This window comes from Dyadobacter pollutisoli (assembly GCF_026625565.1).
GTDB classification, from domain to species: domain Bacteria; phylum Bacteroidota; class Bacteroidia; order Cytophagales; family Spirosomataceae; genus Dyadobacter; species Dyadobacter pollutisoli.
Window position 1 is genome coordinate 3,377,527 of sequence record NZ_CP112998.1, and the last position, 14,137, is coordinate 3,391,663.

Annotated in this window: 8 protein-coding genes; all 8 read right to left on the bottom strand. The window is 45.1% G+C overall.

Going from position 1 to position 14,137, the window contains the following annotated elements; translation table 11 throughout:
* Window positions 1–123: 123 nt before the first annotated feature.
* The 8 genes from ON006_RS13780 to ON006_RS13815 all read right to left on the bottom strand — a co-directional run bounded on the left by ON006_RS13780 (window position 124) and on the right by ON006_RS13815 (window position 14,137).
* A complete protein-coding gene (locus tag ON006_RS13780) occupies window positions 124–1,200 on the bottom strand; it encodes a FecR family protein (protein WP_244820374.1) in 1,077 nt (358 codons plus the stop codon).
* 98 nt (window positions 1,201–1,298) lie between these two features.
* Complete coding sequence (locus ON006_RS13785; RefSeq protein ID WP_244820375.1) at window positions 1,299–1,910, bottom strand: RNA polymerase sigma factor; 612 nt, start codon at window positions 1,908–1,910, stop codon at window positions 1,299–1,301.
* Window positions 1,911–2,959: 1,049 nt separating this feature from the next.
* Complete coding sequence (locus ON006_RS13790) at window positions 2,960–4,048, bottom strand: alkaline phosphatase family protein (protein WP_244820376.1); 1,089 nt, start codon at window positions 4,046–4,048, stop codon at window positions 2,960–2,962.
* A 194-nt stretch (window positions 4,049–4,242) separates the two neighbouring features.
* Window positions 4,243–4,602: an IolE/MocC family protein gene (locus ON006_RS13795; protein ID WP_244820377.1), complete on the bottom strand. Its 360-nt coding sequence runs from the start codon at window positions 4,600–4,602 to the stop codon at window positions 4,243–4,245.
* Window positions 4,603–4,610: 8 nt separating this feature from the next.
* A complete protein-coding gene (locus ON006_RS13800) occupies window positions 4,611–8,138 on the bottom strand; it encodes a PVC-type heme-binding CxxCH protein (RefSeq protein ID WP_244820378.1) in 3,528 nt (1,175 codons plus the stop codon).
* Window positions 8,139–8,225: 87 nt separating this feature from the next.
* Window positions 8,226–8,912, bottom strand: a complete 687-nt coding sequence (locus tag ON006_RS13805; RefSeq protein ID WP_244820379.1) for a DUF3823 domain-containing protein — start codon at window positions 8,910–8,912, stop codon at window positions 8,226–8,228.
* Window positions 8,913–8,931: 19 nt separating this feature from the next.
* The gene (locus ON006_RS13810; RefSeq protein WP_244820380.1) at window positions 8,932–10,701 is read right to left on the bottom strand and encodes a RagB/SusD family nutrient uptake outer membrane protein; all 1,770 of its coding nucleotides are present in this window, start codon (window positions 10,699–10,701) and stop codon (window positions 8,932–8,934) included.
* A 7-nt stretch (window positions 10,702–10,708) separates the two neighbouring features.
* Complete coding sequence (locus ON006_RS13815) at window positions 10,709–14,137, bottom strand: SusC/RagA family TonB-linked outer membrane protein (protein ID WP_244820381.1); 3,429 nt, start codon at window positions 14,135–14,137, stop codon at window positions 10,709–10,711.

Genomic DNA, 14,137 nt, shown 5'->3' on the forward strand with positions numbered 1-14,137 from the left:
TGCAACAAGAGCTTCATTTCGACGTGACACGGGGAGAAAACATAGTCGGTGATGCTGAACACATCGCCGGCTTTTTTATTGGGTAATTTTTATATTCATATCAAATTGGTTTGGTGAAAGATCTTAGTTACAGCCTTTACCCGAAATAATCACATCGTTACCTGATACATTATATTTTGCCTGTATTGTCTTGCAAATAATGTCAAGCTTCGTGAAAAACGGTTCTTCCCTGAGCGGGATGGTGATGTTACAGCTACTGAAAGTTTCGGCGTCATAAATAATTTTTATTCCATAAGCTTTTTCCAGTGACTCAAATATTTTAGAGACCGGCGACTCTACATAGTCAAAGTTCAGGATTTGCTCCTGCCCTCTCAAAACCAGCGGATCTTCTACCAGTTTCCTTGAAATCTGATTTTGCTCGGTGGTAAAAACAGCCTGCTGATTGGGTGTCAGCAAAATATCATCCTTCCGGTTGTTTTCAAATTCCCGCATCCGGTACACGGCAACTTTTCCGGACCTGACCGCCACAGAAACCTCTGATCCGATCGAGGCTATTTTAAAACTTGTGCCCACTACCCGTGTCACGAGTCCGTCGGTATAAACCAGAAATGGATGTTTTTCATCTTTAACAACACTAAAAAAACCATCACCTTTTAAAAACACATTCCTGGTAGAATCAGTCAATAAGTGCTTAGAATAGCTCACACGGCTGCCTTTGGACAGCATTATCTTACTTCCATCGGGAAGCGTAATTTCATGATCACCGTTAAGGTCATTCAAAATTTCCACTAATTCCGATTCCGTACGCTGCGTAAGTTTTTCGTAGGTGTAAGCATTCTTGTCATTAAACTGCCGCATCACGGTCCAGCCCAATCCTATCATCAGGATTAAAATGGCAGCAATTTTAAACCATATGCGATAGGCGTCATGAAGAGGAACACGGACCTCATCCCGCTCATTCACGCTGGTCATGATCCTTTGGATACCATGAGAAAGTTTTTGATCCGATAGTTGCGACGGCAGACCTTTCCACTCCATGACCAATGCTCTCGCCTGTTCGAATTCAGGCCGGATATTGGGATCAGAGTGAAGCAAAGCTTCCCAGCGCGTTCCTTCAATGGGTTTTCCCGAATGCACCCATTCTACAAATCCATCATCGGCGAGAAAAAAGTCAATATGATAATTATTATATTTATCCATACCTAAGCACAATTAGCAGTAACCCTGCATATATATGGTATGAATGGTGCTATTATCTCATCAAAAAATATGAACTATTTTATGATAAAATTTTATTTTCACCACAACTTGCTAATAATAAGCAGTTTATGGAAAAATAAAAAGAATGGTAAGATATTGAAATACACGTTCCAGTAGTTGCGGAAGAGTTTTAGGGAAATTGATAGCAGATTATAGACAGATGGCTCTGAAATATTTAGTACATCCGCTATCTGAGCATTTGACAGATTTTCGAAAAACCGCAAGTGAAGGATTTCCTGCTGGCGTTTCGTCAGTTTGAGCATCACACAGCTTATTCTGGAAAGCTGCTCGTCGGTGGCTTCATTGCGGAGTATTTTGGTTTCGGCGTAGTCGGTCTCCTGGAAAAGGTGGTCGTCATCTTCACCTGGAAGCTCCTGCACGAATGGCAATCTTTTCTTTGTCCGGAATATCTGATTTCGCAGGGCGCTGAACAGATAGAGCTTCAAATTAGCGGTTGGAGTCAAAAATGCCCGCCGGTCCCATATACTCAGGAACAGATCGTGGATATCATCACTGAGCTGGTCATGATCTTTTTGAAACTTGAAACCATAGTCAAACATTGGACGATAAAAAATACGCAAAATCTCTTCAAAAGCATCTTTACTGCCATTTTGAAAAGCTTTCCATAATTCTTTCTCCTGCTCGGTCATCCGGTTGGCACATGTTTAAAATCAACTTCACTTATACTTAAAAGGGTTCAGCATGTCTGACATTTGACCAATATGAGTCGCATTTCCGCACTTTAAAACACATAAAATAACTCAAATTCAGTACATTATCAGACAAAAAAAAGATTAAAGCAACAATTTACAACATGCCATAGATTGCATTGCTGTGATCCTTCTGCATCTTTTACGATACTGTTTAATATAAAAATATGTTGAGACAAAATTAAATAATACAAAGAAAATGCATTTTTTTATAAGGAATTGGCGATAAATTAACACATTTAGGAGAAATATTAACACAAAAGGTAATTTCACAACCAAAGTTGGTAGGCCTGCGACATTATCTTCCAGGCACCGGCTTTTAATGCTGACAAGACATCAGGGACACCTGCTTTTATAACTGTAAAGCACATGCATAAAAATGAGCAGTTAAAGGCGGCTTATCTGGCATCAGAACTTCAACAATTAAAGCAGCAGGTCAATCCGCATTTTCCGTTCAACAAAACATTCATACTACCACGATGGCAATTATTATTACGGCGCTTAAAAAATAACAAGCTGTTGAATACTGTCCACAAGCTGCGTTACATCTAACTGCGATCATAGACACAGGCATCAGTTATTTCGGATCGCAGTTCCCTGATGGCTCTGTCTCGTGCAGGCATTGAGAAATATCCTTTCTTGTTCACGGCAATTACTTGCCCTGTTGCCGTCTTAATATCAAAGCTATATCCATATGACAAGTCTTTATGCACATAATAGTGAAAAAATGAAGCGACCTCTTTGAGCGATTCAATACCCTTCAAACAGCAACCTTTACTTGAAAATGGAGCGCTTAAAAGTACATGGCTATCTATTTCGGAGACGAATTTGAAACGGAATTTGTCACCATTCGAAAAAGATTTGATCACAAAATACCCCATTGCCGATAATATTTAAAAAACAGAAGTTAAAGTAAAAATGAAATCCTGAGGTATAGGTTTAGGCTAAAACTTATCCCACATCGTGCTAAAAGTAAAGTAATATGCCTGCTATTTGGAACTGTAAATGAGCTTGATCGGTGAAGCGGCTACATGTGTGACAGGTTTGTAACTAAGGCCTAATACGGCTGCCATTGTTGCTGCCAGCTGTTCCTGATGAATTCCTGGATGCCCTTTCATTTCGCCATAGCCCTTCGTCAACGGGCCCATCGCGGCGATCCAGATTTCTCCGGAGCCTGTGATATCGGGCCCGTGTGAAGTCCATTGCTGCTTGACCATATCGCCGCGACCGTGATCACAGGTAATCAGGAGTGTCGTTTTGTCTTTGTATTGAGGTATAGATTGAACCATTGTCCAGAAGCTCTTGATCATATTGTCCTCTGCTAATGCAGTTTCCAGATATTGATCGTAATTACCGTTATGCGCGAAGGCGTCTGTTTCTCCAAGTGCAAGATAAAGCACGCGCGGTTTGTAGTTTTTCACATATTCACGGGCAGCAAAATAAGTTAACAGATCGGGCCGCTCAGTGGTGGGCTTAGCGGTTAGGCGCTGCATTTCATTGAGAAGTCTGGATTCCGGTGAGTCAGGGAGTAAAGAATCGCTGTCGGCATTCACATACACCTTGCTATTTTTTTTATCCATCAAAAATGGGAACAGGTCGGAAGTGGCAAAAAGCGCCACTTTGCCCTCAAAGCCCTTTTCCCTGTTGATCATCTCCAGGACATTGTTTGATTTATTGATAACGAGTTGGTTGGAGGTAATTTCCGGGTTCACATATCCCGTCAGCATTTCACTAAAACCAGGGTAGGTGAGCTGATAAGGATTGTGTACATTCACATTGCTTTGCAGCCACCGGTTGCCGTACAACTGGCCCGAATGTGCAATGGTCTTCCAAAAGAATGGAAATAACTTTTCCCTTCTGATTTTAGGATCTTCGTCCCAAAACCGGCTTCGTACCCGCTTCTTATTTCTGGTGAATGAGGGGTTATCTATTAAGGTGGAGTCGGCCCCGGCAAACACTTCCTGCCAGCGCATGCCATCCAGAACAATCACGATTAGATTTTCCGAGGATGGTATCTGACCTATTGTGGGCGAAATAGTGAAAAAGGCAATTGAAAGTAAGAGAAATAAGCGGAGCATGAGCAGGTTAGAACTTTAATGTTTACAATACTTTGATCCTATCAGAAAGGCCTATTTGGAGGCTTAGAAATCTCGCATAGAATTTTATTGCTTGCGGCGCTTCCTCCATAACAATTCAAATACGGAGGCCAGGAAGAAATAAAAACACATCAAACTCAGACACCCAAGTATATTTAATAGTATCCTGTTAGTATTCATCTGATCCGTCCTTTAGTGAAAACGGAACTACTAAGCACCATACAAGCATAGTAATAAATAAAATTGGCTATATAGCCGTCAACTGTTATGACATCCATCAAATATTTCATGGAAAATTCCTGATCCTGCAATGAGCCACGAAGATCACGACCAAGGCCTAGCGCCGCGCAAATGGGGTTACAAGTCAGATCTTTATCATCCAAAGCCTGCTTAACCACGAATGGGTCAATGTGGGAAACATCCTCCGGAGCTATTTCCACAGAGTCAAACCCCCACTTTTTCAATTTCGAAAAAAGGGATATGTCTTTGGTTTTGAACGGCGAGGTGAATAGAAATGTGTTTATACCGAATTTCATTGTCTTTCTTATTTTACAGTCAGCAGATAGGTTACCAGGGAATAGAATTCCTTTTCCGGAATCGTATATCTGAACTGGTCAGGCATAAGTGTGTATTTGGATGCCTTATATTCTTTCATGTCCGCCTTTGCCACTGAGAATTCTTTCCCATCCGGATTTGCGAACACGATAACCTCTCCTTCGGTCCTCCTGAACAAGCCCGTGAGCGACTGTCCATTTTTCAGGACAATGTTATACGATCTGAACGCCTCGGAAATGCTTCGGTTGGGATCCAATATTTTCTCGGTCAATGCTTTTTGTCCCCAATTACCGATACCGTCCAATTGCGGACCGACCAGGCCACCATTGCCGCGAATCTGATGACACATGCTACAATTATTTACAAAAACCTCTTTTCCGGCATTCGTGGACGCTTTTGCCAGGTCGAGGCCATTTAATCGGTTTTGTATCAGGCTAAGTCGTTCCGCACGTTCAGCGGCTCCGTTCGAACTGATTTCCGCCAGTTGCTTTTGTTGCGCCACGCTGGCTTTTGCCGTCAGTTTCTCGCTCACTGATGTTTCAGCAAGTATGTCGGCTCCAACCTGGTCTTGTTTCAATGCATTTAACAAGTGGCTGATCCCCCCTTCATCATTACTAAGCGCTGACGCAAGCGCCACCTGCAACGGCCTCGCGGCACCTGATAGTTCTTTTTCGAACTGGCTGTAAACCGGTTCCGACGGTGATTGACCCAAAGTCGCCACGATTTTTTGACGGAAAGCCGATGGCTCATTGCGGTCGGCAAGTACTTTGACGAGCGCCCACGAATTGTCTCCGGGACCAATCTCCATCAATGCCTCAGCTGCCGCAGACCTGACCTTGCTGTTGACCCATTTGGCGCTCAGCAAACTCCTGAGTTCGGGTTCCAGTTTCTTCAACTTAAGTTTGCCGGCAATCTGCGCCGCCTGGACACGCTGGCCGGTGATTTTCTCAGGGTCGGCTAACAACAGTTGTACTTTCATCAAAGCAGGCTGCCCAATACCGACTGAGGCTGTCTTGGAGCTATCCGTTATTTCAATGTAGCCCTGCTGGCCTTTGTACTTTTTCAAATCGAAAACTGCCTGCTTAATGATGTCTTCATTTCCGGCTATTTTTTTCTCCCTGAACCTGAATTCAGAAATGACCTTATCATTGGACGCCAATTTCACACGGACACTATTCCTGGACGTCCCGGTTTTCGAATCACTGTTAAACACATCATTATCAAACACATTAAGCGTAATCGACAGCGGCAGTTCAAAGGGCGCCGATGCAATCTGTGATGTCCCACTGCGTGATCCAACGAGCATTGGAACCGGGTTTTGGCCAGGCTTAGCGAGTTTATTGGCAATTTGCCAGCTACCTGCATCGGTAGTTTTGTCAAGCACGGTGATTTTCCATGCTTCCGTTTTTTCACTGATGCCCGTTAGATTGCGTTCTGCCAGATCCGCACCCCACTCCTTCATTACCGGACCCATTTTGCCTCCGCTTTGGGCGATTCCGGAGATGATCGCATCGTAGGCCGCAAACTGGACCGCGTTATCCTTTCCAATTTTAGCCTTAATAATGGGGATTAAGGCATCCAGCTTGCTGGTCGATACAAACCTGCTTGCGTATCCAACATATTCCGGCAACCCTTCCACACCTAACCGGTTGCTTTCCAATTGACTTAAAATAAAATTTGCTGATTCGGGAGATGACACATCCAGCATTGTTCTTGCCAAAATCGCTGTCTGCCTATTGGTCCAGTTTCTCCCTGCCACTTGCTTCATTACATTTTTATCGCGCAGCGAATTTCTGATAGCCAACAAGGCGGTGTATCGCAAATGGGAATCTTCCGCGTCAGTCTTCTCGTATAAAGTTATCAGACTTTCCAGATCTGACACGTCCGGAAACGAGCCTAATAGTGTAGCCGCCACTCGCCGGATGTTAGGGTCACTGCTGGCAATGGCGTCTTTTGCAATCTGGCGATACTGCGGTGACAGCGCGTGATCCTCCATCAGGATCCGCATCGCATGAACCTGAATAGCGGGATCCTTGCTCGTCAGAGCGATAGTAAGTGTATTGTCGGTCAGAGCATTGAGGCGTTTTAAGATCCACAAACCTTGTATGTATATTTTAGGATCCAGGTTGGTGCTCGCCATCAATTGTTTTACAGGTTCAATGGCTTCGCCTTTCCATGCGTCGGTCAGCCGGTCGGCAATTTTCATCCGCATATTGAGCTGTGGATGCCCCAGTCCGATAAGGAGCTCCTTAATTGTCGCCTTGGACCAGTCCTTAACCGGGATATTTTCATGCGGCTTGCTGCCTTTATAAGTAATTTTCCATATCCTTCCACTCACCCTGTCTCGTCCGGGATGATTCAGCGCCACTTCATAGTGCCCAATGATACGGTTGTAAAAATCAGCTATATACAATGCGCCGTCAGGACCGACCTTTATATCCACCGGCCTGAACCACGGGTCATCGCTGCTCAGAAAATCCGGTTCTCTTTTTGAAACAGGCGTTGACCCTTTATAGGAAACCGTGTTGCGGTTGATCTGGCAGGTTACCACATCTCCATTGAAAAAACTATGACGGTATTCTTCCGGAAATTGCAGGCCCGTATAATAAACCAGGCCCGATATCGCTGTCGAACCGAGTTCGTAACTCATCATTTCAGGGGCAAATCCGATAGCAGGCACCTTTTTACCAAAATGAGGATATTCTGCTCCTGTGATCAGCTGATAGATCGGTTTGGAATGACAGTCTACCGAATACAGATTACCCATCTCATCGTAGGCATTCCCAAATGGGTTTACCCGGCCAAAGGTTGTTTGTTCCACACGGCTTCCATCGGGACGGAACCGGAATGTATTACCTGATGTCATTTTAATTGTATCGCCGTCAGAACCAGCCACATTGGATGTGTTGGTAAAGCCATGACAAGCGTAAATCCAGCCGTCAAACCCACGGATCAGGTTGCTTACCATTCCATGGGTATCGCGGTGACCAAACGGACCGAGCACAAATTTCTCCTCATCAGACCGGCCATCGCCATCAGTGTCTTTGTAATGTGTTAGGTTTGGGATGCTGTAAGCAAATGCCCCATCATTAACAGGCAGAACGCCAATCGGGATGTTCAATTTAGTGTTAAAAGGAGTGAAACGGTCCGCCTTACCATCGTTGTCCGTATCTTCCAGGATAGTAATCTTGTCCGACCCCTTACCTGGCGCAGCGGGCAAAGGATATTCCGAGGATTGGGTCACCCATAATCTTCCCCGGTCATCAAATTCCATGTTGATCGGTTTTGTGATATCGGGCTCGGAAGCAAACAATGTAATCTCAAAACCTTCGGGTAAAGTAAATCCCGCCTTTTCCTCAGCGGGAGTACGGAATTCCGTGGTGCGGACGTTGTCCCCGAATTTCGCCCTGTTGTCTTGTTTATCCCTCGCTTTATGTGCTGGCTTACATGCCGCAAATGCAACAATGAGTAATCCTGTACAGATAACGACCAGCCTGCTGGGTAATGACGTAACCATTTTTCATCGATTTGATTGCGGTCGCCTGAGCAGGCAACCGCAATGAGTGATTGGACTATTTATTCAGTTATTTTTCATGGCCGGCGGTTAGGGGATTTTAACCGCGAAGACTTTGCTGTAGTTGTACTTTTTCAATGCATTGTTTGTCCTGGCAGCTACTCTTACGTAATAGGTTTGTCCCGAGGCTAGCCCAGACACGGTGTCTGAATAATCCGAAGCCAGGATAACCGCATCGGTCACCGCTGTGAGGTCAGCCTGCGATTTGAAATCAAAGACTGAGTTGTTAACAGTCGGCACCCGTGAAACCAACACCTTTCGCTCAATGATCTTATCGGCTGCTATCTCTCTTTTCAATTGATATTTTACGACGACTTTGCCCACCTCAGCCTTGACGGACGGATTCACAATGGCTAAAAAGGGCGTAACCTTAAAGTTGCTTTCAGAATTCGCATCGACACTCACATTGACTGTATCGAGAGGAAAGAAGGCTCCTTCCGTTACCAACAGTTTATAGTCATTTTTAAAAATAAAGGCATTCTTAAAAGTACCGTCCGGCTTGCCTTGAAAGGCAATCGGGGAATTACCCTTACCTCCTTTCTCAAAAAGCTTTACCGTGAAGCCGTTGGGCTGTTCTGTCTGAAAATTTTCACCGGTCAGATTGTCTGTTAGCACACCATGAATACCTCCGTCAGGAGCTACATAGTTATCAATTTTGGAACAGGAAGCGCATACAGCAACTGTTAGAAATGAGAAGATTATCTTGGTGAATCTCATAATATTGGGTCAATAACTGTCAGTAGTTGGGATTTTGTACCAGTTTGGGGTTTTTGGAAAGCTCCGCCGGATCGATGCGCTCATAATACACTTCCACACCAAACGTTTTATAGGAAATACTAACCGCGCGCTCAAAACGGTACGCTTTCTTTTCCACGTCGTAGTAAGGTTTTAGAGCAGTAGGCTTGGTATTGTTGAACAACTTATCGGACAACCTCCATCTTCTGTAATCCCACCATCTGTGATTTTCGAAAGCCAGTTCAACAAGCCTTTCATGACGGACCTTATCAATCGTAACAGACTCGTTTTTAAGAGGAAGTATACCAGCCCTTGCACGGACCAAGTTGATTTTTTCTCCGGCCTGGTCGGTAAGCCCCAGTTCAATTGCAGCCTCCGCATAATTGAGCAATACTTCCGCGTATCGCAGTTCAACCCATGGCTGAGACGACCCTTGTGTTCTTACCCTCGACCGTTCCAGGCTTGGGTCCATATATTTCTTCACATAGAATCCTGACGCTGACTTTTCAGACCCCACAGTCCCAAAACCGCTCAAACCTACAATATGTAAAGTTCCGTTGGTATTGTCCGGCTGGTGCGTACTCAGGTTATACAGCGCCGAATAATCGCCGCTTTCCCACTTTTTGCCCTGGTCGTAAATTCCGGCTTGTATGTCAATAACATTGCCTTTCCATTCATCAAAAGGGACAATGACCGTCGCACGCATTCTGGGGTCAAAATTCTTGAACAAATCGGTGGGGTTGGTATAGTACACCGGATTTTCGGGCGTGCCTGTTTTCAGTGTACCGGGCGTGCCGTCGGTATATTCGTATTGCTCCACCAGTTCCAGCGTCGGGCCCACGCCCGAGCTATATCCGTCAGGCCCACGTATACCAAAAGGGATTACATTACGGTCGTAATTGTGGGTTTTGTCGGGATAGGAAAAGAAACGTGACAAAATTGCTTCCGGGTTCTCGCGGTCCAAAAACAACTGCTCAAAATTTGCCTGCTTGTTGGGATTTTTGTCATACAACACGAACCGGCCTGAAGCAATCACAGCCTTGGAAGCATCCATAGCAGCCTGCCAGTATTTGCTCGCTTCGGCAGATGGAATTCCCAGTATACCGCCAAGCAATACATTCCCGTATTTCGCCGACGATGCTGCATAGAGCATCGCTCTTGATTTTAGCGCCAGCGCCGCATATTTACCCACTCTTCCTTTTACATTGGTTTCAGGAAGCAATGATGCCGCCTCGTCCAGGTCGCTGGCAATAAAATCGTAGACTTCCTTTTCCGTATTCCGTGCTACCTGAAGTTCGGCTACATTATCTCCGGTATAATTCTGAACCTCCTTGATGACCGGGATGCCGCCGTACCGTTTCACCATTGCAAGATAATAGTATGCACGAATGAATCTGGCTTCTCCTGCAAGGCTCTTTTTCAGTGATTCAGTAACTTTGGCAGCAGGCAGGTTCGCCAAAAAATTGTTCACATTCCGGACATTGTTATAGCCCCACCATTGTGAATTGGTTCCGCCCCTCACACTGTTGGAAGGCGACATACTGATCCCTGCTTCATCTGTATTGTTAGCAAAGCCGCCGAAATTAAAATCCTCCATCGGCATAGCGTCATACAAGCTGGCCATATAAGCATTGATTGCAGCCTCGCTTTGAAAAACCTGATCGTTTGACAACACATCCAGTGGCTTAATGTCCAGCCTTTGGTCATTGCAGGAGTTCAGCAAACTTCCCAAAAACAAGGCAAAAAGGGTTTGTAAAAATCTAGACTTCATACAATTCTTAAAAAGTTATATTAACACCCAAATTGTAGTTTTTGGTAATCGGGTAAGTGAGCTCAGTTCCACGTTCCGGATCAACATACTTTAACTTCGTCCAGGTGAAGAGGTTAAAAGCGCTCATATAAATCCTTACGTTTTCGGCTCCGATTCTTCCCGGCAAAGATGGCTTGATCGTGTACCCGATTTCGAGGCTCTTCAAGCGCATGTACTTGGCACTTTGTAGCCAAAATTCTGAGTTCCACCTGTTTGATCCCGGATAACCTGTCGACGGAAACCTTCCCGCAACCCAGGGGCTATTGACGTCATACACGTCCTCATGGTGCCATCTGTCGGTAAAGTAACTTAACCCATTACGGCCTGCCCATGGTAAAGGTCCTCCCATATACCACGTTCCTGACTGGAAATTGTAGTTAAAATTAGATGCACCCTGAAAAAGAATGTTCGCGTCAAATTGCTTGTAGCTTGCTGATCCGCTAATTCCAAAGTTAATATCAGGAATGTTCCCCCTGCCAATCGGCACAACGTCCATATCGTCTATGATGCCATCTTTGTTTACGTCTTCGTATTTAAGATCGCCGGGTCTCATCGTTTTATTTCCCTGATTATCTTGCAGAGGGGAGCCCAGAATTTCTTCCTGAGTCTGGAACTGGCCTATATATTTATAGCCCCAAGTCTGATTATCCCACCTGTCGGTCATATTATTTCTCCAATTCACATAAGAGTTCGCGTCAGGCACTCTCTCAATGTAGGACATACGGCCACGTGTATACGTTATCGTACCGGACACGGAATATTTGAAATCACCACTTCTTTTAGCATGGCCCAGTACCAGTTCGAAACCTCGCCTCAGATCTTTATTCAAATTCTCTTGCGGCAAGTTCGCGCCAACTGTTCCCGGGATCGTCAGCACCCTCGTCGCCAGCAGGCCGGACCGGTCACGCTGAAACAGGTCAAGGGACATATTGAATATCCCGTTGTTTACGTCCAGGTCGACCCCGATGTTTTTGGAAGTAACCGTGTACCAGGTAATATTGGGGTTGGGTATACCTCTAAAGCCAAGTCCGGAAACAATTCCATCATTGAAAAAGTAATTACCCCGTGGGTAGGTATAGCCTGTCAGGAACTGAAAGGAAGAGGCTCCGTCATCTCCCATTTCTCCCCACGAAGCGCGTAGTTTAAGATTGGAAACAACGGGGACAAGATCCTTAAAAAAGCTTTCATCCGATATCCGCCAGCCCGCAGAAGCGTATGGAAAAAAGCCCCAGCGCTTGCCCTTTGGAAATTTCGACGATCCACCGTAGTTAAAGCCAAATTCCACAAGGTACTTAGCCATGAAATCATAGTTGAGCCTTCCGATGACATTCTGGTTACCATTTTTAAAAATGTTGTTCGAATTGACGACAGCATTCTTGGACAGACCTGCAAAAAGTTGGTCAACGTTCAGATCAAATTCTTTTTTCGCAAAGACATTATCCGATTGCTCGCGTCTTTCTTCGAACACAAGCGCGGCTTTAATGCTATGATTTTTAGCCAGAACCGTATTATAAGTTAGCTGCCCCTGTGTGGTTATTCTCTGAAAAGTGGAATAATCCTCGGACATGTTCGAAGGATTATTCTTTGTACTGGAATTGATATAAGAGTCCGCTTCCTTATTGTAGGTATACATCAAAAACTTAGGCTTCCAGGATTTCAAAAGCCGGTCCTGATTGTAAACCCCAAACAAAACTTTGCCAGTCAAACCTTTAATCCATGGCAGTTTATAGTTTAATGCAAAACTTCCCTGGAACGTCTTATTCTTTGTCTTGGTGTAGCCGCCTATGCTTGCGTCTGTGATTGCCAATGGATGTTGTCCATCAAAAGTGTCACTGAGGTAGTCTTTGTTATTGTTGGCGTAAACCGGTACCGTGGGGTTCTGCATAAAGAGCGAAAAGTACGTCCCCCCAATTCCCCCGTCAACATACGCCGGTGCTCCGGGTTCGTTTTTATTGTCAAGAAGCGCGTCAATGCTAACCACTACTTCCAGATCATCTGTGATCTGGCCGGTAACATTGGACCTGACGTTATATTTTTTATAGTTCAGGTCCCCGCTTTTCCATAACCCCATTTCATCCAAAAACCCCAGCGAAGTAAAATACTTAATGTGTTCGCTCCCTCCTGAAACGCTCACCGTATGATTTTTCATAGGTGTGCGGTCACGCATTACCAATCCATACCAATTTGTTCCTGGGTTGGTGCCATTACGGTATTTTTCGAGATCCTCCCTGGAAAAGGTTGTCGATCCCGGAGGACGCCCAGTATTGATTTCATTTTCGGTACTGATGACTGCAAACTCGTATGCATTATAAGGCCGTGGCGTATTTGTAACTTTATTAATCTGATAATAGCCCAGATAACTGATCCGTGGCTTGCCAACTTCCCCTTTTTTGGTGGTCACCAGAATCACCCCGTTGGCAGCTTTCACCCCGTAAATAGCCGCCGAGGCGTCTTTAAGTACAGTAATTTCGGCAATGTCATTGGGGTTGATCCTGGCAAAATTAATCGCATCCATCACTAAACCGTCGACTACGATAAGAGGACTTCCGAAGCCCCGGATGTCAAACCGCGTGTTATAAGATCCTGGTTCGCTCGAATTCTGGGTCACACGGAGTCCCGGTAACTTTCCGGCAAGACCCGTAACAAGGTTCGAAGTGGGTATACCCTTTACGTCCTTGCTGCTAATAGAGGCGACTGCGCCTGTTACGTTCGCAATTTTCTGTGTACCATAACCCACCACAACCACTTCGTCCAGCGCTTTCGTGTCCGCTTCAAGCGAAACGTCCACAACCGACCGATTGCCAATGCTTAACTCTTGCAGTATGTAACCTACGAACGAGAATATCAGGGAGGTATAGCCTTCCGGAACCGTAACGCTATACTTCCCTTCGACATCTGTAACCGTTCCACGCTGCGTATTCCTGATCACTACACTCACTCCTGGAAGAGCCTCCCCTTGTTCATCACGGACCAATCCGGATACGATACGCTCCTGAATTTGATTTTCGGGGTTGATCAAAGAAGAGGGTTCAAGGACAAATGGTTCGATACTGATAACAACTCTGCCGGAAATTACCTTGCTGCTAATCTTTGCTGGCTTGAAGAGCGTCTCCAAAGCCTCCCGCAATGGTCTATTGACAATATCAAGGGTAACCTTCCGATGACTTTGAGACCGGGAACCATATACAAATTTAACCCCAATACTGCCTTCCAGCTCAGAAAGCACCTCTTTAATTTCCTTCTGCTTAACGGAGATCGTTACTTTTCGCTGCAAAAGATCCTGGGCGAGGGTCCGGTTGGTAAAACTATTGCCTACGAGAAATCCAACGATTAGGAACTGACCAAGCATTCTTTTTATGGTCCAAAGAGCTAATATGGTTTTTAGATATCTCATCAT

Excerpts from the sequence above, each read along its gene's own strand:
- ON006_RS13815 (WP_244820381.1), bottom strand. The coding sequence starts at position 14,137 with ATGATGAGATATCTAAAAACCATATTAGCTCTTTGGACCATAAAAAGA.
- ON006_RS13785 (WP_244820375.1), bottom strand. The coding sequence starts at position 1,910 with ATGACCGAGCAGGAGAAAGAATTATGGAAAGCTTTTCAAAATGGCAGT.
- ON006_RS13810 (WP_244820380.1), bottom strand. The coding sequence starts at position 10,701 with ATGAAGTCTAGATTTTTACAAACCCTTTTTGCCTTGTTTTTGGGAAGT.
- ON006_RS13800 (WP_244820378.1), bottom strand. The coding sequence starts at position 8,138 with ATGGTTACGTCATTACCCAGCAGGCTGGTCGTTATCTGTACAGGATTA.
- ON006_RS13805 (WP_244820379.1), bottom strand. The coding sequence starts at position 8,912 with ATGAGATTCACCAAGATAATCTTCTCATTTCTAACAGTTGCTGTATGC.
- ON006_RS13795 (WP_244820377.1), bottom strand. The coding sequence starts at position 4,602 with ATGAAATTCGGTATAAACACATTTCTATTCACCTCGCCGTTCAAAACC.
- ON006_RS13780 (WP_244820374.1), bottom strand. The coding sequence starts at position 1,200 with ATGGATAAATATAATAATTATCATATTGACTTTTTTCTCGCCGATGAT.
- ON006_RS13790 (WP_244820376.1), bottom strand. The coding sequence starts at position 4,048 with ATGCTCCGCTTATTTCTCTTACTTTCAATTGCCTTTTTCACTATTTCG.